The organism is Shewanella sp. (assembly GCF_041630135.1).
Taxonomy (GTDB): Bacteria; Pseudomonadota; Gammaproteobacteria; order Enterobacterales; family Shewanellaceae; genus Shewanella.
The window spans coordinates 1-19,830 of record NZ_JBFKLW010000072.1; the positions used below are offsets into that span (position 1 = coordinate 1).

A 19,830-nucleotide genomic window follows, 5' to 3' on the forward strand; every position below is an offset into this window, starting at 1 on the left:
ATCGAAAAAAGAATGTTTACCGGTATCGTACAAGCCACCTGTGAACTGGTGGCGCTGGAAAAGCGCGAGGGAATGCACACACTCGCAGTGAGCCTGCCAGAAGAATTGAGGGAAGGACTCATTCCGGGGGCGAGTGTTGCCAATAATGGCGTTTGCCTCACCGCAACCCGAATCGCCGATGATAGGGTCTTTTTCGACGTAATGGAAGAAACCCTGCGCCTGACTAACCTGGGGAATGTGCAGGTCGGGAGCCAAATCAACATTGAGCGTTCTTTAACCTTCGGCAAAGAAATTGGCGGCCATCTGCTGTCTGGCCATGTGCATGCCAAGGCAAAGGTCATTGAAGTTGCCGATGTGGGTGAGCAGCGAGATTTACGGTTAACTCTGCCCAAAGAGCTGATGAAATACGTGCTTTATAAGGGCTTTGTTGCGGTAAACGGCTGTAGCCTGACGGTGGGCGAGGTGTTTGATGACGGCTTTATGCTGCACCTCATCCCTGAAACCTTAAGGCTGACCAACCTTAATCAGGCACTGGTTGGCACTGAGCTGAATATTGAAATCGACAGTCAGACCCAGACCATTGTGGATACGGTGGAGCGGGTATTGGCAGCGCGCGATCAGTAAAGCTGCTCGTCATCACCATCAACCCATAGCTCGATTTTTCGATTGGCCTCATCCACATGCAGGCGGATGTGGATGGGGTTACAGCAAATACGGCAATCGTCGTAAAACTCCTGATCGCCTGCAGTGGCATCCAATTCAATCCGTTGATGATGCCCGCAGTGGGGGCAGGCGATGGTTTGCTGTTTTATCCTCATTACAGGTGCTCCTGTGTAAATGCAACTTGCGCAAGACCATTTTTCAGCAAAACCCAACGCAAACAGAAGCCGATGAACACGGATTTCGCGTCAGGTTATCGCGCCCAAAAAGCCGCTGGCACTGCGGCCTCCATCCACAGCAATTATTTGGCCACTGATATAGTCCGCTTTGACTAAAAAGCTCACTGTAGTGGCAATATCCTCCGGCTCACCTGCGCGGCCAAGGGGGATTTGCTTTACCACGGCATCGGCATTGCTGTCCGGGCTCTCTGGCCAGAGGATAGCCCCCGGCGCAACGCCATTTACCCGCACTTTGGGAGCAAGCTCCTGTGCCAAAGAAAGCGTTGCCATTTCCAGCGCCGCCTTTGACATTGAGTATACCCCATGGCGCTTAAGCGGGCGCCGACCGTGGATATCACAAAGATTCACAACAGCGCCGCCTTTTATAGCCAATTGTGAATAAAGGCGCTTGGTCAGCAGATAAGGGGTGAGGGCATTGACTTGAAGCACCGAGGCCATCGCATCAAATGCAGGGCCCTGAAAATCGGCATCAATGTCTGCTGCATCTTCAGGTGCAAACACAGAGGCATTATTGACCAGCGCAGTCAGAATGCCGCCTTTTTCACCAAGCATCTGGGTTACGCCGTCAACCAGTATCTTAAGGCCGGGCTCAGAGCCAAGCTCCGCCTGTAATACGACAGCTGAGTTTGGCCTCAACAAGTTCAGCTCCAAAGCCAGGGAGTCTGCCTCGGCCTTTGAGTGGTGGCAATGAATAAGAATATTGAAACCATCACAGTGCAACCTTTTACAAATAGCGGCACCAATGCGTCTGGCGCCGCCGGTGACCAAAGCCCAATGTTGCTGCTGCGATGAGCTTCGGGTTTGATGCTGATGGCTGTGCTGAGTGGCCTCTTTGTCTGCTGTCTGAGCTAACGCCATTGTGCTTATTCCTGAACGAGAGCGGACTCGTGCGTGTAAAGTGATGTCTTTGCCCAAGGTTAACGTGGCTTTTTGGTACCGCAAAGTGAATATTGTCGCCGAGCGGGGCTGCTTTCTTGTATGAATACCGTCAATGACATACACTATTTGACCGCGCCGGATGAGGCTCAAGGCTCCTGTACTGTCTTACCCACCGAGCGTTTCTTCTTTTAATACCCATGTGGCCCTTGGTGTGGGTCACCACTGGATAAGGATTTTACATGCCTGTAATTACGCTTCCTGATGGCAGCCAACGCGCGTTTGCCAACCCTGTATCTACTCTCGACGTTGCCGCCGACATCGGCCCGGGCCTTGCCAAGGCCTGTATCGCCGGTCGTGTGAATGGCGAGCTGAAAGATGCCTGCGATCTCATTAATGAGGATGCCAGCCTGTCTATTATCACCGCCCGTGATGAAGAAGGTCTGGAAATCCTGCGTCACTCCTGCGCGCACTTGCTGGGTCACGCCATCAAGCAGCTGTGGCCAGAAACCAAAATGGCCATTGGTCCTGTGATTGATAACGGCTTCTATTATGACGTCGATTTGGACCACAAGCTGACTGCCGAAGACATAGCTGCGCTCGAGAAGCGTATGCTGGAGCTTGCCAAGAAAGACTACGACGTGGTGAAGCGCGTGGTGAGCTGGCAAGAAGCCCGTGACACCTTCGAAGGCCGCGGCGAAGGCTACAAGATGGCCATTCTGGATGAGAACATCAGCAAAGATGCAACGCCAGCGCTGTACCTTCACGAAGAATACGTTGATATGTGCCGTGGCCCACACGTGCCCAACATGCGTTTTTGCCATCACTTCCGTCTGATGAGCGTGGCCGGTGCCTACTGGCGCGGTGACTCAAACAACAAGATGTTGCAGCGTATTTATGGCACTGCCTGGGGCGATAAAAAAGCCCTGAACACCCACTTGACGCGTCTTGAAGAAGCTGCCAAGCGTGACCACCGCAAAATCGGTAAGCAGCTCGACCTGTACCATATGCAGGAAGAAGCGCCTGGTATGGTGTTCTGGCACAACGACGGCTGGAGCATTTTCCGTGAGCTGGAAACCTTTATCCGCCACAAGCTGTCGCAGTATGGCTACCAGGAAGTAAAAGGCCCATTCATGATGGACCGCGTTCTGTGGGAACGCTCTGGTCACTGGGACAAGTACTCAGAAGCCATGTTCACCACCGCCAGCGAAAACCGTGAGTACGCCATCAAGCCGATGAACTGCCCGGGTCACGTACAGATTTTCAACCAGGGTCTTAAGTCATACCGCGATCTGCCACTGCGTATGGCTGAGTTCGGTTGCTGTCACCGTAACGAGCCATCAGGCTCGCTGCACGGCCTGATGCGGGTACGCGGCTTTACTCAGGACGACGCCCACATTTTCTGTACCGAAGAACAGGTGCAGGAAGAGGTGAGTGCCTGTATCAAGATGGTGTATGACACCTACTCCACCTTCGGTTTCGAAAACATCGTGGTGAAGCTGTCGACCCGTCCTGAAAAGCGCATTGGTGACGATGCCATGTGGGACCGCGCCGAGTCAGCATTGATTGAAGCCCTGAACGCCAACGGCATTGCCTTTGAAATTCTGCCGGGCGAAGGTGCCTTCTATGGCCCTAAAATCGAATTCACTCTGCATGATTGCCTCGACCGTGCCTGGCAGTGCGGTACTGTGCAGCTGGACTATGCCTTGCCTGGCCGTCTGGGCGCCACCTATGTGGCCGAAGATAACGCCCGCCAGACTCCGGTGATGATCCACCGTGCCATTTTGGGCTCTCTGGAGCGTTATATCGGTATTCTTATCGAAGAATACGCGGGACGCTTCCCAACCTGGCTGGCTCCAATGCAGGCTGTTGTGATGAACATCACTGACAAACAGGCTGATTACGTTGAAGAAGTAGTCAAATTGTTCAAAGAACAGGGAATTCGAGCTTCTCAAGACTTGAGGAATGAGAAAATAGGCTTTAAAATACGCGAGCACACTTTAAGGCGTGTCCCTTATCTATTGGTTGTAGGTGACCAGGAGATGGAAAACAGGGAAATCGCGGTGCGTACCCGTGACGGAAAGGATTTGGGCAAGATGTCCATCGATGCCTTCGTTGCGAGCGTAAAAGAGCAAATTTCGCACCGTAGTCTAAAACTCTTGGAGGAATAGGTCATAAAGATCAAGAAAGCAGGGCGTCAATCGGCCCCGAACAGAATTAATGATGAAATCACCGGTGTTTCACAGGTACGTTTAAGCGGTCTCGATGGTGAAGCTATCGGTATTGTCAGTATCCGTGAAGCTCAGGAGTTGGCCGATGAAGCCGGAGTCGATCTCGTAGAGATCAGCCCCAATGCCGAGCCTCCAGTATGTCGTATAATGGATTACGGTAAGTTCCTGTTCGATAAGGCTAAGGCCCAGAAAGAGCAGAAGAAAAAGCAAAAACAGGTTCAGGTTAAGGAAATCAAATTCCGTCCTGGAACTGACGAAAACGACTATCAGGTAAAACTACGCAACCTGATTCGTTTTCTTGAAGACGGTGACAAAGCGAAAGTTACGCTGCGTTTCCGGGGTCGCGAAATGGCACACCAAAACCTGGGTATGGATCTGATGAACCGTATCAAGGCTGATTTGGAAGAGTATGCGGTTGTCGAATCCTTCCCGAAAATGGAAGGTCGTCAAGCCATCATGGTGCTGGCACCCAAAAAGAAATAGTAGGGCAATCCGAAAGTAGCGGCCGCCCAGCAATGAGCGGCCGCTCGCCTTACGTTTTTTATAAACCCCCAATGCGGAAGTAGAAGTAATGCCAAAAATGAAAACTGACCGCGGCGTTGCGAAGCGTTTTAAGAAAACCGCCAATGGTTTCAAGCGCAAGCAAGCCCACCTGCGTCACATCCTGACCAAAAAGAGCACCAAGCGTAAGCGTCATCTGCGCGCGAAATGTCTTGTTGCCAAGGTCGACGTTCCAGCAATCGCGCGTCAACTGCCATACGCTTAATTGAGGAGATTGAATAATGCCAAGAGTTAAGCGTGGTGTGACCGCACGTGCCCGTCACAAAAAGGTTCTGAAACTCGCCAAAGGTTACTACGGTGCCCGTTCACGTACTTACCGCGTAGCGGTACAGGCTGTGATCAAAGCCGGTCAGTATGCTTACCGTGACCGTCGTCAGAAGAAGCGTCAATTCCGTCAACTGTGGATTGCACGTATCAACGCCGCTTCTCGTCAGAATGGTCTGTCTTACAGCCGTTTCATCAACGGTCTGAAGAAGGCTTCTATCGAGATCGACCGTAAGATCCTGGCCGACATCGCTGTATTCGACAAAGTTGTTTTCTCAACTCTGGTTGAAAAGGCTAAAGAAGCTCTGACCAAGTAATTGGTTTTTGAGTAAGTGAAAAGGGGACCTCAGGGTCCCTTTTTTTGTGCCTGTTTCTTACGCGTTACTTTAGTGCGTTGGGCTTTATTGTAGGTTGTTGCCTGCGATGAATAACATCAGCTGTTAGTTGAGTTGGGCTACTGGTACAGGCGAACATTCAGGCATGAAAAAGCCGGCAACTGCCGGCTTTTCTTCAGTAAACTCAGGTTTAGCCGTGCTTGGCATCCAGGTAGCGCTCAGCGTCCAGTGCAGCCATACAGCCGGTACCGGCTGAGGTAATGGCCTGACGATAGTGCTGATCCATCACATCACCAGCGGCGAATACGCCTTCGATGCTGGTTTGGGTGGCGTTACCGTTAAGACCGCTCTGTACCTTGAGGTAGCCGTGGTTCATTTCAAGCTGGCCCTCGAAGATGCCAGTGTTGGGGCTGTGACCAATGGCTACGAACACGCCAGCCACGTCAAACTCTTCAACTGAGTCATCTTTGGTGGACTTGAGCTTCACGCCGGTCACGCCCATGTTGTCACCCACAACTTCATCCAGGGTCTTGTCCAGGTGCAGGATGATATTGCCGTTAGCCACCTTGTCCATCAGACGGTCAATCAGAATTTTCTCTGAGCGGAAGCTGTCGCGACGGTGAATCAGGTGCACTTCAGAAGCGATATTCGACAGATACAGGGCTTCTTCCACTGCGGTGTTACCACCACCAATTACAGCAACCTTTTGATTACGATAGAAGAATCCATCACAGGTGGCACAGGCAGACACGCCGCGACCTTTGAATGCTTCTTCAGAGGGCAAACCCAGATACTTGGCTGAAGCGCCGGTGGCGATGATCAGCGCATCACAGGTGTACTCACCGTTGTCGCCCTTCAAACGGAATGGCCGCTCGGTGAGGGTTACTTCGTTGATGTGGTCGAAAAGAATTTCGGTATTGAATTTTTCAGCATGCTCTTGCATACGTGCCATCAGACCTGGGCCGGTCAGGCCTTCAGGATCGCCTGGCCAGTTTTCCACTTCCGTGGTGGTGGTCAGCTGACCGCCTTGCTGCAAACCTGTGATCATCACTGGATTCAGGTTTGCGCGAGCCGCATATACTGCGGCGGTGTAGCCTGCTGGACCTGAGCCGAGGATCAGCAGTTGACTGTGTTTGGCTTGGCTCATTATGTTCTCCGTGCCTTTGCAAATTGCTGGGATTGTAGGAAATTTGCGAACGGGGGTAAAGGGTTCAGCTACCGACTGCTTAGATGATCCTAATCTAAGATGTCTATTAGAGTTTCCAGCACAATCCGCAGCCAAAAAGAAAGGGGAGCACAAAGCTCCCCTTAGTCTTCCAACACTGACTGGATTACAGCAGTTCGGTAGAAGGTACGTAAGCCAGGTTGTGGGCTTCGGCAACTTCTTTACAGGTGATCTTGCCGTGCATCACGTTCAGACCGTTCAGCAGGTGCTTGTCAGCCAGCAGCGCTTCCTTGTAACCCTTATCAGCCAGTTTCAGGATGTAGGGCAGGGTAGCGTTGTTCAGCGCGAAGGTTGAAGTGCGGGCAACGGCACCTGGCATGTTGGCTACGCAGTAGTGAACTACGTCATCAACAATGTAGGTTGGGTCCTGGTGAGTGGTGGCGTGTGAGGTTTCAACACAGCCGCCCTGGTCGATGGCAACGTCAACGATGGCAGCGCCAGGCTTCATGCGCTTGATCATATCGGCGGTTACCAGCTTGGGAGCGGCAGCGCCGGGGATCAGTACGCCGCCGATAACCAGGTCAGCTTCCAGTACGTGACGCTCAATGGCATCAGCAGTAGAGTAAACGGCTTTAACGGCAGAGCCGAATTGCACGTTCAGACGACGCAGCGCATCGATGGAGCGATCCAGAACCACTACGTCAGCGCCCATGCCCACGGCCATTTGCGCAGCGTTGGTACCAACCATACCGCCACCGATAATAACCACTTTGGCTGGCTCAACACCCGGTACACCACCGAGCAGCATACCACGGCCACCGGCAGATTTTTCCAGTGCCATGGCGCCGGCCTGGATAGACATACGACCGGCTACTTCTGACATAGGGGCCAGCAGTGGCAGGCCACCGCGGTCATCAGTCACGGTTTCATATGCGATACACACAGCACCAGAGGCCACCAACTCTTCAGTTTGCGGCAGATCCGGAGCCAGGTGCAGATAGGTAAACAGAATCTGATCGTGGCGCAGCATGGCACGCTCAACGGCCTGAGGTTCTTTCACCTTTACAATCATGTCAGATTTTGCAAAGACTTCCTGAGCGGTGGCCAAAATACTGGCACCGGCATCGATATAGTCCTGATCAGAAAAGCCAATACCACCACCGGCACTGGTCTCAACAAAAACCTGATGGCCACGCAGGGTCAGTTCACGCACGCTGGAGGGTACCATGCCAACGCGATATTCATGGTTTTTGATTTCCTTTGGAACGCCAATTATCATCTTCGAGCCTCAATTGCATAATTACCCGTAAAGTATGGGCATATTTGTTATTTTGTAGCGGCCTGAACGTGCTTATTTCAGGGATATCTAGTATAGTATTGCCGATGCAGTTTATGCTGCTGAACTTTCGACATACAAAAAATTAAATGTTGTTTTAGCGATAAAACAAGGTCAAATATATGGCATATAATAAAAAGAGTCCTGTAAAAGACTTGGATCGTATAGATCGCAATATCCTCAATGAACTGCAACTTGATGGAAGAATCTCTAATGTTGAGTTGTCCAAGCGTGTGGGTTTAAGCCCAACACCTTGTTTAGAAAGGGTAAAGCGTTTAGAAAAGCAAGGTTATATCAATGGCTATACCGCATTGGTGAACCCACATTATCTGGGTGCATCTTTGTTGGTATTTGTAGAAATCACCCTGAATCGTGACACTCCAGAAGTGTTTGACAGGTTCAACAGGGCGGTACAGTTGCTGGACGATATTCAGGAATGTCATCTGGTATCCGGTGATTTTGATTACTTGCTGAAAACCCGCGTATCCGACATGTCTGCATATCGTAAGCTTTTGGGCGAAACCTTACTGAAGTTACCTTCTGTATCCGACACCCGTACCTACGTGGTAATGGAAGAAGTAAAACAAACGAATAAGGTTGCGGTAAACAATTTCAGTGACAATTAACTAAGTTATTGTCGCAGTTAATAAAAGGGAGCTCAGCTCCCTTTTTTATTGTCAAATCTGCTGAGAGTATTAATTTTTGCTAACAATTCGGTGCGACTGACCATAAAACCCCCGATTTCGCTCCACTTTTCGAAGGATTCTGGTATCTTAATTTCACTTGTTTTTAATGTTGCTATGGATCATTTCGTTTGTCTCAGGGAAATCGTGTTCATTCGCTAAGCGGGTTGCAGAGGCTGCTGGAAGGCGGGCTTATCATTTGTTCCATGTTAGCGATATACATACTGTTGGCGTTAACCAGCTTCAGTGCATCCGATCCGGGTTGGAGCCAGAGTAACTATCAGGGGCAAATCCAAAATCTGGGTGGAGCGGTAGGTGCCTGGATTGCGGATATCCTCTATTACTTCTTCGGTTACAGTGCCTTTCTGGCTCCCTTCGTGGTTGCTGGTACCGGCTGGCTGCTGTTCAAGCAATCCCATCGTTTGCTTGAAATTGACTATTTCTCTGTTTCGATGCGCTTATTGGGCTTTATTCTGATCGTGTTTGGGGTGTCAACCCTGGCCAGTATGAATGGCAACGACATCTATGAATTTTCAGCCGGAGGAATTACCGGTGATGTAATTGCCTCTACAATGCTCCCATATTTCAATGATTTAGGCACTACTCTGCTATTGCTTTGCAGTATTGGAACCGGCTTTACTTTACTCACAGGTATCAGCCTGATAGGTCTGGTTGAATTAACAGGCTCTTTCACTTTGAGAGTTCTGTCCGGTTTGTACCATCTGCCATCCAAATTGAGCAGAACCTCTGAAACTGAAGACACTAAGGGCTTTATGTCCATCGCGGCCGGCTTTAAACGGAAACAGCGAAATGAACTGGAAGCTGCGGAAGATACAGACAATTCAACTGGTGAAGAAGATTCTCAATTTTCCCACAAGGAAGAATCGCTTGAAACAGATGAAAATGTCGCAATTGGTGAAAATTCTAAGCGTAAATTCTTTTTGTTCAGTCGCAAGCAAAGGAATCGTGTCAACCAAGAGTCTGAAGAAATCGACGACGATTTTCATGACGATGAGCCCGGCTTGGTATCTAAGGTTCATAATGCCAGAGTCGAGCCAGCCTTCAGTGCTACGCCGACGTTGAATGGTCATGCACAAGCTGACGCTTCGACCAGGAGCAGTAACAGATCCTTTTCAGCCCATGACGATGCGCATTTGACAGATGAACCCAGCTTAGATTTTAACAGTGACGCTCAGGACAACCCTCCATGGGATGACATCGTTTTTGATGAAGTAATGTCCAGCGATGAACATGCGGCTCCCAGAACGGTAAAGGCAAAAGCCAAACCTGAAGTGGCAAAAATCGTTGATGGAATTGTGGTTCTGCCGGGACAGGATAAGGTTCCTGCCAAGCCGCTGACGCCATTGCCGAGCATTGAGCTTTTAAACGTGCCCAATCGCAAGCAAAATCCTATCAGCGAGGAAGAGCTTGATCAGGTCGCACGTTTGGTTGAGTCGAAGCTCGCAGACTTCAACATTACCGCTAATGTAGTAGGGGTTTATCCGGGACCAGTAGTAACACGGTTCGAACTTGAATTGGCACCCGGAGTAAAGGCATCGAAAATCACCAACCTGGCCAGCGATCTGGCGCGCTCACTGCTTGCTGAGCGGGTGAGGGTTGTGGAGGTTATTCCCGGCAAAGCCTATGTCGGCCTGGAGCTGCCAAACAAGTTCCGCGAAACCGTGTATATGCGCGATGTACTCGATTGCGACAAGTTTAAACAAAACCCAAGTACCCTTGCGATGGTCCTCGGTTCAGATATCGCCGGTGAACCTGTTGTGGTCGATCTGGGTAAAATGCCGCACTTGCTGGTAGCTGGTACTACAGGTTCAGGTAAATCAGTTGGCGTGAACGTGATGATCACCAGTCTGCTGTATAAGTCTGGCCCCGACGATGTTCGCTTCATCATGATTGACCCCAAGATGCTCGAACTCTCAGTTTATGAAGGTATTCCGCATCTGCTTTGTGAAGTGGTAACCGACATGAAAGAGGCCTCCAATGCCCTGCGCTGGTGTGTAGGTGAAATGGAGCGTCGCTATAAACTGATGTCAGCGCTGGGGGTACGTAACCTCAAGGGCTACAACGCCAAGATTGCTGAGGCTAAACAGGCCGGTGAGGCCATTAAAGATCCGTTGTGGAAATCCAGTGAAAGCTTTGATGAAGAAGCACCGGATCTGGATAAACTCCCCTCTATCGTGGTGGTGGTTGACGAGTTCGCCGACATGATGATGATTGTCGGTAAAAAAGTGGAAGAGTTGATTGCCCGTATTGCCCAGAAGGCTCGCGCTGCTGGTATCCACTTGATTTTGGCCACCCAGCGTCCATCGGTGGATGTGATAACTGGTCTTATCAAGGCCAACATTCCCACCAGGATGGCCTTTCAGGTATCGTCACGAATCGATAGCCGCACCATTTTGGATCAACAGGGCGCTGAAACCCTGCTGGGTATGGGCGACATGTTGTATCTGCCACCGGGCACCGGGGTACCAATTCGTGTTCATGGCGCATTTATTGATGACCATGAAGTGCACCGCGTAGTTGCCGATTGGCACACCCGCGGCAAACCGCAATATATAGATGAAATTTTGCAGGGTTCGAGTGAAGGTGAGCAGGTGCTGCTTCCCGGTGAAACATCTGAAGACGGCGATGAAGATTACGATCCACTGTATGATGAAGCAGTCGCTTTTGTAACTGAGTCCCGCCGTGGCTCTATTTCCAGTGTGCAGCGCAAGTTCAAAATTGGCTATAACCGGGCTGCCCGTATTATAGAGCAAATGGAAATGGCGGGTGTCGTCAGCGCCCAGGGACACAATGGCAACCGTGAAGTGTTGGCGCCGCCACCTCCACGTAATTAGTCGGATTATTAAGAGGTTAGTCTGTGAAAACGTCGATTTTTGTATGTTTGACTGTATTGCTGCCACTCACAGCAATGGCCGATGACGCTGCTTTGCTTGCCGATAAATTGGATGCTATGCAGGGGATAAAGGCTAATTTTAACCAAAAAGTGACCGATCAAAACGGTAAGTTAATTCAGGAAGGTAGCGGCATTCTTGCGATGAAGCAACCTGGCGCTTTTCATTGGCATCTTACTTCGCCCGATGAGTCACTGATAGTGGCGAATGACCAAACAGTGTGGGTATACAATTCCTTCGCAGAAGAAGTCAGCATTCTCGATATGGAAGACATTTTGAAGGCGTCACCGATGGCGCTGCTTGTACACCGTGATGAAAAAAGCTGGAGCGAGTATCAGATTGATAAAAAAGGCGACTGCTTTGAAATTCGTCCTCATCAGGGAGTTGAGAGCGCGGTAAACATGGTCTCTGTTTGTTTTGCGAAAACTGTACTCTCTGATATACGACTTGTTGACGGACAGGGTAGTGTCAGCCATTTTGAACTTTCTTCCCAATCGCATGTGGCGGAAGCAGACAGCGGATTGTTCCGTTTTGAGCTTCCTGAAGGTGTCAGTGTTGATGATCAGCGGGCTCAGTAAGGGTGCGCAGTGTCATTGAGTTTTGATTTCAGCCCTGACTTCAATCCCTTGGCCGCCAAAATGCGGCCAAAGAAGATTGAGGAGTATATAGGTCAGTCGCATCTGCTTGGCGTCGGCAAGCCTTTGCGTCAGGCGCTGCTGGCAGGCAAGGTGCACTCCATGCTGCTGTGGGGGCCACCCGGCACAGGCAAAACCACTTTGGCGGAACTTGTCGCACGTTACGCCAATGCCCATGTGGAGCGCATATCGGCGGTCACATCCGGGGTTAAGGAAATTCGCGCCGCCATTGAGCAGGCCAAGAACGTTGCCCAGTCACGAGGTCAACGTACCTTGCTGTTTGTTGATGAAGTACACCGCTTTAATAAGAGCCAGCAGGATGCCTTTCTGCCATTCATCGAAGATGGCACAGTGATTTTTATTGGCGCGACCACTGAAAACCCGTCATTTGAAGTCAACAACGCGCTGTTATCCCGCTGCCGTGTTTATCTTATAAAACGTCTTGATGATGATGCCATTGGCCAAATTCTTGAGCAGGCAAACAGTGATGAGGCGAGAGGGCTTGGCAAACGCGGTTTGCGCCTGAACCAGGAAACAAAGGCAGCCATTGCCAGACTTTGTGACGGTGATGCTCGCAAGGCGTTGAACTTAATTGAGTTAATGGCCGACTTACTGCCAGACGGCGGCGAATACACGGTCGAGCTCCTCAGTGAAGTCGCCGGCCATCAGGCGGCGGGGTACGATAAAAACGGCGATCAGTATTACGACCTTATCAGCGCTGTGCATAAATCCATTCGCGGCTCGGCGCCCGATGCGGCACTTTATTGGTTTTGCCGTATTCTCGAGGGCGGCGGCGATCCTTTATATGTCGCACGCAGGCTGCTGGCAATTGCCTCGGAAGATATCGGCAATGCCGACCCCAATGCCATGACAGTCGCCCTGAATGCCTGGGACTGTTTCCATCGGGTAGGGCCAGCTGAAGGCGAGCGAGCTATTGCCCAGGCAGTGCTCTATCTTGCCAGCGCGCCCAAAAGCAATGCGGTTTACACCGCCTTTAAAGAAGCACGGTTACTTGCCCGGGAAACCGGCAATGCACCTGTGCCAAACCATTTACGCAATGCACCCACTAAACTCATGAACGAACTGGGTGTTGGCGAAGGGTATCGTTACGCCCATGATGAAGAGGGCGCCTTTGCTGCCGGCGAGAATTACTTCCCCGATACGCTCAGACACAGCCGTTTTTACCAGCCCACTGAACGTGGATTTGAAAAGCGAATTAAAGATAAACTGCAAAATCTCGAGGCGCTTAACCAGCAAAGTGGGCGAAAACGTTATGAATAATGTGCTGTTTGTCGCCGCAGGAGGTGCTATAGGTGCAGTTTTGCGCTATTCCATCTCGATTCTTGCATTGCAGCTCTTTGGCGGCGGATTTCCTTTTGGTACACTCATCGTTAACGTGGCGGGATCCTTTTTGATGGGATGCATATACGCCCTGGCAGAACTCAGCCATATTGGTCCTGAGTGGAAAGCCCTGATTGGTGTTGGCCTTCTGGGCGCCTTAACGACGTTTTCCACCTTCTCAAACGAAACTCTGTTGCTGATGCAGCAAGGGGAAATTGTGAAGGCGAGCCTGAATGTGCTTCTGAACCTGATACTTTGCCTGACCGTAGTGTATCTTGGACAGCAGCTGATTTATTCCCGCGTTTAACTTATAAGACAACAAGTATGTTAGATACCAAATATCTCCGTAATGAACTTGAATTCACCAAAGAGCGTCTGGCCGCACGTGGTTTTGCGCTCGATATCGACCATCTCAAGGCGCTGGAAGAAAAGCGTAAGTCACTGCAGGTAGCTACTGAAGAGTTGCAGGCAAGTCGCAACGCCATTTCCAAATCCATTGGCCAGGCCAAAGCCCGCGGTGAGGATGTTGCCCCTATCATGGCGCAGGTAGGTAACCTCGGCGCAGAACTGGAAGCGAAAAAGGTTGAGTTGGCCTCACTGCTCGAAGAAATCAATGCCATAGCCATGTCGGTGCCTAATCTGCCTGACGAGTCAGTGCCGGTTGGTAAAGATGAGAGTGAAAACGTCGAAGTACGTCGTTGGGGTGAGCCACGCAGCTTTGATTTTGATGTAAAAGATCACGTTGACCTGGGCGAAGGCTTGGGAGGACTGGATTTTAAAACCGCCGTTAAAATCACCGGCTCACGCTTTATCGTGATGAAAGGCCAGATTGCCCGCATGCACCGCGCGCTGGCGCAGTTCATGCTGGACTTGCACACCATGGAACACGGGTACACCGAAGCTTATGTACCATTGCTGGTTAACACCGACAGCTTGTTGGGTACCGGGCAGTTGCCTAAATTCAGCGAAGATTTGTTTAACCTCAAGCCTGCCACTGAAGAAGGCCAGGCGCTGAGTTTGATCCCAACCGCGGAAGTGCCAGTGACCAACATGGTGCGCGACACCATCATTGAAGAAGCAGATCTGCCAATTAAGGTGACAGCTCATACGGCTTGCTTCCGCTCAGAAGCTGGCTCTTACGGTAAAGACACCCGTGGCCTTATTCGTCAGCACCAGTTTGACAAAGTGGAAATGGTGCAGATTGTTAAGCCTGAAGACTCCATGGATGCACTGGAGCAAATGGTTGGTCACGCAGAAAAAGTATTACAAAAACTTGGGCTGCCTTATCGTACAGTAGTGTTGTGTACCGGTGATATGGGCTTTGGTGCCGCTAAAACCTACGACATCGAGGTATGGCTGCCAGCACAAGACACTTACCGTGAGATCTCTTCCTGCTCAAACGTAAAAGATTTCCAGGCCCGTCGTATGCAGGCGCGTTATCGCAGCAAGGCTGACAACAAGCCAGCACTGGTTCACACCCTGAACGGTTCAGGCTTGGCGGTTGGCCGTACTCTGGTCGCTATTTTGGAAAACTATCAAAACGCCGATGGCACTGTGACAGTACCAGAAGCATTGCGTCCCTACATGGGCGGTCTTGAAAAGCTGGGATAATAATAACTAGGTTTATTTTCAGGGAATTATGGATAACGGTCAGCGCTATTTACGTTGGCTCTCTTACATGGCTGTGATAGCGGTTTTTGCCGCCATCATGTTTGCTACGTTGGGAAAAGCCTTTTGGGTTGTCTTTGAAAATGTAAAGTAACCGCTGTTTTATCAGCGAATTAAAAAGCCCCGCCATTGCGGGGCTTTTTGTTTTCGATGCCGGTAAGCGAGCAGCCCGGCACTAATTCAAACTCATTAAATACACTTGGCAGGTTTCGGCAGGCCGGCAATCTTGGTGGCTTGCTTGGCTGGACCTATTGGGAACAGGGTATAGAGGTACTTTGAATTCCCCTTGTCCGGGCCGAACTTTTGCCCCATGGCTTTTACCAGTGCGCGAATGGCCGGGCTGGTTTTGTACTCCAGATAAAAATCGCGAACAAAGTTTACTACTTCCCAGTGGGCTTCGGTCATTACGATGGACTCAGACTCAGCCAGTAGCAGCGCCAGATCAGGGCTCCAGTCGTTAACCGACAGTAAATAGCCATTTTTATCAACTTCAATCTGCTGACCTTTAAACAAAATCGAATCTACCACGTGATCACCTTGTCGAACGTTAAAGAGAGCGCTACCCAGCCGCGGTAATCAACCAACTTTGCATGGGGATAACGGGCTGCAATCATGTCTGTAAGACCCCGTGCCTGGATATCTTCATCTAAAAAATACACAGTTTTGCCGTCAAGCTTTGTCTGCCAACTCGCCTGAAGCACAGAGCCTGTGGCATCGCCGCTGATCAGCAATGCATCCTGCTTAGCCGCATAGCGAAGGGCGAGGCGAAGACCGGCGCTTTGCGCAGATGAGCTTTGAATATGATGCAAAATCATCAGTACACCACCACTTCATCAACGCCGCCGAAATGTTGGCGGACAGCTTCGGTACTCAGCACTTCAATGTCCAGGGGCAGGGCGCTTGGCTCTAACGCGAATTCCTTAAGGCTCTCCTCACATACGTAGAGGTTTTCGATATCGTAAAACTCCAGCGCACCAAAGGTAGCTATGTAGTCGCGGCCGCCAATGGATTCGGGCTTTTGATTAGAGATCAGGTGCAGTACGCCTTCATCAGTGAACAGTAAACTGGTTTCTAAATCATAACTTGCTGCCAGCATGGCAAAATCCAGTGCCTCCCTGCCAGCGGCATTGCCATGGGGCGCAGTTGAAAACACAACACAGAGTTTTTTCACTGTGGCTCCTTAGAAACAGATAAGCCGGTCGGCTTTGGCTATACCACTTACCAACTCGCCCAAGCCGCCGTTAGTGAAATGTTCATCCACATTCCAATGACTGAGCCCTTGGGTTTCAGCTTCTTCTTTCGCCACCATGCCTCGTCTTAAGGCCGCAGACACGCAATTGACCAGTTCAACATTGTGTAGTTTGGCCAGGTTTTGCCACGCCTGATACACGTTGAACTCATCGGATGCTGGCGAACCGAGGCTCGATGCGTTAAATACACCATCCTGATAAAAAAACACCCGAAGAATGTGGTGGCCTTCGTCGATTGCCGCCTTGGCAAACCTGAGCGCGTGCACGGGCGCTGCGCTACCATAGGCTTTACCTGATACCTGAAGAATAAATGTGCTCATAATAAAAAAATGGCCCTTGAAGTGGGCCATTTTACCTTAATTCTCTCGGGAATGTTTAATCGTCGTTGTTCATGCCAAGAATGCGTAAAATAGCGAGGAACAGATTGAGGAAGTCCAGGTACAGCGACACTGTGGCACGAATATAGTTGGTTTCGCCGCCGTTTACGATGCGACTGGTATCAAACAGAATAAGACCTGTGAACACCAAAGCAGTAGCCCAGGACAATAACATATAGGCAGTGCTGTTACCCACGAACAGGTTAATGAGTCCACCTATGACAATCACTATCAGGCCTGCAAACAGGAAACCACCCATAAAAGAAAAGTCTTTTTTAGTGGTCAACGCATACATGGATAAGCCAACAAAGATGGCTGATGTCAGACCGAAAGCCTGCACAATCAACTCGGGCCCATTGGCCATACCTGCATAATGATTGAGAATAAACCCAAGGGATGCACCTTCCATACCGGTGAAGGCAAATACCCAAAAGAGACCAGCGGCGGTGTCGGCTTTACGCAAGGTGACAAACAACAAAATAAAACCACCGATGGAGAACCCCAACGACATCAGCGGTGAAATTCCAACTGATGCAGCAATCCAGGCGCAAAGCGCTGAGAACGCAAGCGTCATTGACAGCAACATATAGGTGTTCTTAATGAGCTTGTTGACTTCCAGTGTCGATTGCTTGGAAACCAGAATTTCCTGTGACATTTCAATGTCTCCTTAATATATGACTAACCTGGCTATCATAACTGAATTCCCGCTGGAAACCACACTTATGCCAGCCATTCGCGATGCAGTTTCTCACTGTCGCCGAGGTAATTAAGCACCCAACTTAGCGCAGGCGAGGGCGAGTCACCATTCCAGGCGAGGCAACAGGGGCTGGGAACCTTAGGTCGCTCCAGCGTTTTCTCGACTAAGAGCCCGGCTTGAATAAAGGGCGCCGCCAAATGCCTTGGCATATAGCCTATGCCTAAACCGTTGGTAAAACAATTGATTGCGCGGATCCAATCGGGTACTACCAGGCGGCGCTGATTGTCCAGCAGCCAGGTCGTGCGCTTGGGGATTTCCCTCGAGGTGTCTTCAAGGCAAATAGACGGAAAGGGGCGGAGCACATCGTCACTGAGAGGCTCCTCAATGGGTGCCAAAGGATGATTTTTTGCTACCAAAAATGCCCAGTCAATCACCCCCATATCGCGATATTGGAATACACCACCCACAGGAATCGCCGTTGTAGCGCCGATGGCGATATGGCTTCTGCCAGTGGCCAGCGCTTCCCATACTCCATTGAATACCTCGATGCGAATTATCAGTTCAACATCTTGAAAATGTCGATAAAAGTCGGCGATCAGCAAACTTATCCTGTCGGCGCGGACGATATTATCCAGTGCGATGGAAAGTGTCGGTTGCCAGCCATTGGCAATTCTTTGGGTGCCGCGTTTTAGCTCATCCATTTGCGACAACATAGCCCTTGCTTCATGGACAAAGTGTTCGCCGGCCACTGTGAGGCTAACGCTGCGGTGATGACGATGAAACAGCACCACGCCCAGTTCATCTTCTATTTGTTTAATGGCGTAACTTACCGCCGAGGGCACCTTGTGCAGCTTGGCCGCGGCGGCGGTAAAGCTGCCAACCTGGGCAACAATATCAACCAGTTCCAGAGATTGTTCCGACAGCATGGTGAAATTCCTGTTTCAATGGGGCACACTTGCCTTGAATATTTTTGTTTGCACTGTGCAAAATTAACCGTTTCACAGTGCCAAAACAAGCCTTTAGACTCCTCCGTGCTAAGATTAATCCTACTTCTGGAGGCAAATTTGATTTCCAATTCTTTAACTAAGCGCCGAAGTTTGGTGTTTTTTCCATATCTTGCGATGCTGAGTATGCTCGGGTTTCTGGCAACTGACATGTATCTTCCTGCATTCAATCAGATTGAAGCAAGTTTAAATACGTCAGCCAGTTTGGTGGCGATGACGCTAACCTGCTTCCTTGGGGGCCTGGCTATAGGCCAGCTCGCTTATGGCAGTTTATGTGACCGCTTTGGCAAGCGAAACACCCTGATGGCAGGGCTAGGGCTGTTTGCCTTAAGCAGTGTACTGCTTGGATTCACCCAGGACATCAGGGTGTTTTTCGCCCTTAGAGTGCTGCAGGCCTTCGGTGCTTGCAGCGCTGCCGTTATTTGGCAGGCATTAGTAATAGAGCGTTTCAGTGAAGCAGAAGCGAGGAGGGTGTTTTCATCCATTATGCCGTTGGTTGCCTTGTCTCCGGCGTTAGCCCCCCTTATGGGGGCCTGGGTTAGCGAGCAGATGGGCTGGCGCGCGATATTTATTATCCTGGCAATCATCGGCTTATTGTTGGCGGCAATGACTCCTGCACTGACAAATAAACAAAATGCCGCTGATGAGCAGACACCAATAGCTGTGGGCGAAATCCTGAAGAATACGGCTTTTCAAAACAATGTCGCGATTTTTGGTGCCTGCAGCGCCGCGTTCTTTTGTTACCTTACTCTCTGGCCTGCGGTAATGCAGCACCATGGCTATGCCGCCGCTGAAATTGGTCTCAGTTTCATTCCTCAAACCCTGGCATTTATGTTGGGTGGTTTTGCCTGTAAAAAGATGCTGGTCAAACATAATCCTGAGGCGATTAAAAATACTTTGATAACCGGGTTCGTTGTATTGTCTGTCGTGCTGTTTTTATTGACACAGCTTGGCACAGGCATTGAGTCGGTACTGTGGGTGTTTGCCATCATGGCGGCGATTAACGGTGCTATATATCCGTTGCTGGTGACCGATGCGCTGGCGCCATTTTCAAACAACGCCACCAAGGCTGCAGGGTGGCAAAACCTTCTTGCAGCTCGGTATGGCGTTTATTGCGTCGGCGGCGGTGGCGTCGATAGCCCATTGGTTTGAGAAGGCCATCGGTGTGGGGATCCTGGTTTGCGCGGGGATAGTCTTGTTGGCCTGGTGGCGAATGAACTGGAGCGAATGGCGTTATAACTGGTGCTTTCCCGATCCGGCTCGCATTGCCGTACAAGCGGATACTCAGCAAAAGCCATCAAATGAAGGTACTGTGCAGCAAAAGGATAAGCATGATACTGACCAATAAATACCGACAGTGAACCGCCGCGCCAAACGCGCAATAGTTCAATTCGAGGTAATTAGTTCAAATTGAGCAGAGGTAACAGTATTAAAAAGCACAGCTTCAAACTGTGCTTTTTGTTTTCAGCCCTAAACCACCTACTTCAGTAGGTGGTTATCATCCAAATGGGCTTTGCCCGTATATCTACCCATGCTAAATGCATCTTTGATTTTTAGCGAAGTCAAAAGAGGCAAATAACATGAGTAGATACGAGC

General features: G+C 50.3%; 23 protein-coding genes. 13 read left to right on the forward strand and 10 right to left on the reverse strand.

Annotation, left to right across the window (positions count from 1 at the left end; genetic code table 11):
• The first annotated feature begins 12 nt into the window (after nucleotides 1–12).
• Nucleotides 13–624 carry a riboflavin synthase subunit alpha gene (locus ABYK60_RS16065; RefSeq protein WP_372873046.1) on the forward strand — a complete coding sequence of 204 codons (612 nt, stop codon included), beginning with the start codon at nucleotides 13–15 and terminating at the stop codon, nucleotides 622–624.
• Here the strand turns inward: ABYK60_RS16065 and ABYK60_RS16070 are convergent.
• The gene (locus ABYK60_RS16070; protein WP_126166925.1) at nucleotides 618–818 is read right to left on the reverse strand and encodes a CPXCG motif-containing cysteine-rich protein; all 201 of its coding nucleotides are present in this window, start codon (nucleotides 816–818) and stop codon (nucleotides 618–620) included. The two genes, ABYK60_RS16065 and ABYK60_RS16070, sit on opposite strands and share 7 nt — an antisense overlap.
• 90 nt (nucleotides 819–908) lie before the next feature.
• Nucleotides 909–1,757, reverse strand: a complete 849-nt coding sequence (locus ABYK60_RS16075) for an SDR family oxidoreductase (RefSeq protein ID WP_372873030.1) — start codon at nucleotides 1,755–1,757, stop codon at nucleotides 909–911.
• 260 nt (nucleotides 1,758–2,017) lie between these two features.
• Here ABYK60_RS16075 and thrS point away from each other — a divergent pair, with 260 nt between their 5' ends.
• From thrS to rplT, 4 genes are all read left to right on the forward strand, one after another.
• Nucleotides 2,018–3,946 (forward strand): threonine--tRNA ligase, encoded by a 1,929-nt coding sequence (thrS, locus tag ABYK60_RS16080; protein WP_372873031.1) that lies wholly within the window; start codon nucleotides 2,018–2,020, stop codon nucleotides 3,944–3,946.
• A 3-nt stretch (nucleotides 3,947–3,949) separates the two neighbouring features.
• On the forward strand, nucleotides 3,950–4,489 hold the full coding sequence (gene infC, locus ABYK60_RS16085) for a translation initiation factor IF-3 (RefSeq protein ID WP_372873047.1): 540 nt from the start codon (nucleotides 3,950–3,952) through the stop codon (nucleotides 4,487–4,489).
• Between the two features lie 88 nt (nucleotides 4,490–4,577).
• Entirely contained in the window at nucleotides 4,578–4,772 is a 195-nt protein-coding gene (gene rpmI, locus ABYK60_RS16090) for a 50S ribosomal protein L35 (RefSeq protein WP_011759880.1), read from the forward strand.
• Nucleotides 4,773–4,788: 16 nt separating this feature from the next.
• Nucleotides 4,789–5,148, forward strand: a complete 360-nt coding sequence (rplT, locus tag ABYK60_RS16095; RefSeq protein ID WP_126166929.1) for a 50S ribosomal protein L20 — start codon at nucleotides 4,789–4,791, stop codon at nucleotides 5,146–5,148.
• A gap of 208 nt (nucleotides 5,149–5,356) precedes the next feature.
• Here rplT and trxB read toward each other — a convergent pair whose 3' ends face one another.
• Both trxB and ald read right to left on the reverse strand, forming a co-directional pair.
• On the reverse strand, nucleotides 5,357–6,313 hold the full coding sequence (trxB, locus tag ABYK60_RS16100) for a thioredoxin-disulfide reductase (RefSeq protein WP_126166930.1): 957 nt from the start codon (nucleotides 6,311–6,313) through the stop codon (nucleotides 5,357–5,359).
• A gap of 184 nt (nucleotides 6,314–6,497) precedes the next feature.
• On the reverse strand, nucleotides 6,498–7,610 hold the full coding sequence (gene ald, locus ABYK60_RS16105) for an alanine dehydrogenase (protein WP_372873032.1): 1,113 nt from the start codon (nucleotides 7,608–7,610) through the stop codon (nucleotides 6,498–6,500).
• A gap of 179 nt (nucleotides 7,611–7,789) precedes the next feature.
• Here ald and lrp point away from each other — a divergent pair, with 179 nt between their 5' ends.
• The 6 genes from lrp to serS all read left to right on the forward strand — a co-directional run bounded on the left by lrp (nucleotide 7,790) and on the right by serS (nucleotide 14,849).
• Nucleotides 7,790–8,293 carry a leucine-responsive transcriptional regulator Lrp gene (gene lrp, locus ABYK60_RS16110; RefSeq protein WP_372873033.1) on the forward strand — a complete coding sequence of 168 codons (504 nt, stop codon included), beginning with the start codon at nucleotides 7,790–7,792 and terminating at the stop codon, nucleotides 8,291–8,293.
• Between the two features lie 188 nt (nucleotides 8,294–8,481).
• Nucleotides 8,482–11,205: a DNA translocase FtsK gene (locus ABYK60_RS16115; RefSeq protein WP_372873034.1), complete on the forward strand. Its 2,724-nt coding sequence runs from the start codon at nucleotides 8,482–8,484 to the stop codon at nucleotides 11,203–11,205.
• 23 nt (nucleotides 11,206–11,228) lie between these two features.
• Nucleotides 11,229–11,840 (forward strand): outer membrane lipoprotein chaperone LolA, encoded by a 612-nt coding sequence (lolA, locus tag ABYK60_RS16120; RefSeq protein ID WP_372873035.1) that lies wholly within the window; start codon nucleotides 11,229–11,231, stop codon nucleotides 11,838–11,840.
• 60 nt (nucleotides 11,841–11,900) lie between these two features.
• Nucleotides 11,901–13,178 carry a replication-associated recombination protein A gene (locus ABYK60_RS16125; RefSeq protein WP_372873048.1) on the forward strand — a complete coding sequence of 426 codons (1,278 nt, stop codon included), beginning with the start codon at nucleotides 11,901–11,903 and terminating at the stop codon, nucleotides 13,176–13,178.
• The gene (gene crcB, locus ABYK60_RS16130) at nucleotides 13,171–13,545 is read left to right on the forward strand and encodes a fluoride efflux transporter CrcB (RefSeq protein ID WP_372873036.1); all 375 of its coding nucleotides are present in this window, start codon (nucleotides 13,171–13,173) and stop codon (nucleotides 13,543–13,545) included. Before ABYK60_RS16125 ends, crcB begins: the two co-directional genes overlap by 8 nt.
• A 17-nt stretch (nucleotides 13,546–13,562) precedes the next feature.
• Complete coding sequence (serS, locus tag ABYK60_RS16135; RefSeq protein ID WP_372873037.1) at nucleotides 13,563–14,849, forward strand: serine--tRNA ligase; 1,287 nt, start codon at nucleotides 13,563–13,565, stop codon at nucleotides 14,847–14,849.
• A gap of 246 nt (nucleotides 14,850–15,095) precedes the next feature.
• On the opposite strand, the gene ABYK60_RS16140 is transcribed toward serS, so the two are convergent.
• From ABYK60_RS16140 to punR, 6 genes are all read right to left on the reverse strand, one after another.
• Nucleotides 15,096–15,434: a TusE/DsrC/DsvC family sulfur relay protein gene (locus ABYK60_RS16140; RefSeq protein WP_372873038.1), complete on the reverse strand. Its 339-nt coding sequence runs from the start codon at nucleotides 15,432–15,434 to the stop codon at nucleotides 15,096–15,098.
• Nucleotides 15,428–15,721: a sulfurtransferase complex subunit TusB gene (tusB, locus tag ABYK60_RS16145; RefSeq protein WP_372873039.1), complete on the reverse strand. Its 294-nt coding sequence runs from the start codon at nucleotides 15,719–15,721 to the stop codon at nucleotides 15,428–15,430. The genes ABYK60_RS16140 and tusB overlap by 7 nt, the downstream gene beginning before the upstream one ends.
• Nucleotides 15,721–16,077, reverse strand: a complete 357-nt coding sequence (gene tusC, locus ABYK60_RS16150) for a sulfurtransferase complex subunit TusC (RefSeq protein ID WP_372873040.1) — start codon at nucleotides 16,075–16,077, stop codon at nucleotides 15,721–15,723. Before tusC ends, tusB begins: the two co-directional genes overlap by 1 nt.
• Nucleotides 16,078–16,086: 9 nt before the next feature.
• On the reverse strand, nucleotides 16,087–16,476 hold the full coding sequence (gene tusD / locus ABYK60_RS16155; protein WP_372873041.1) for a sulfurtransferase complex subunit TusD: 390 nt from the start codon (nucleotides 16,474–16,476) through the stop codon (nucleotides 16,087–16,089).
• 55 nt (nucleotides 16,477–16,531) lie between these two features.
• Entirely contained in the window at nucleotides 16,532–17,188 is a 657-nt protein-coding gene (locus tag ABYK60_RS16160; RefSeq protein ID WP_372873042.1) for a Bax inhibitor-1/YccA family protein, read from the reverse strand.
• A gap of 65 nt (nucleotides 17,189–17,253) precedes the next feature.
• The gene (punR, locus tag ABYK60_RS16165; RefSeq protein ID WP_372873043.1) at nucleotides 17,254–18,156 is read right to left on the reverse strand and encodes a DNA-binding transcriptional activator PunR; all 903 of its coding nucleotides are present in this window, start codon (nucleotides 18,154–18,156) and stop codon (nucleotides 17,254–17,256) included.
• A gap of 228 nt (nucleotides 18,157–18,384) precedes the next feature.
• Here punR and punC point away from each other — a divergent pair, with 228 nt between their 5' ends.
• Complete coding sequence (gene punC / locus ABYK60_RS16170) at nucleotides 18,385–19,386, forward strand: purine nucleoside transporter PunC (RefSeq protein ID WP_372873044.1); 1,002 nt, start codon at nucleotides 18,385–18,387, stop codon at nucleotides 19,384–19,386.
• Nucleotides 19,337–19,582: a hypothetical protein gene (locus ABYK60_RS16175; RefSeq protein WP_372873045.1), complete on the forward strand. Its 246-nt coding sequence runs from the start codon at nucleotides 19,337–19,339 to the stop codon at nucleotides 19,580–19,582. Before punC ends, ABYK60_RS16175 begins: the two co-directional genes overlap by 50 nt.
• The last annotated feature ends 248 nt before the right edge of the window (nucleotides 19,583–19,830 follow it).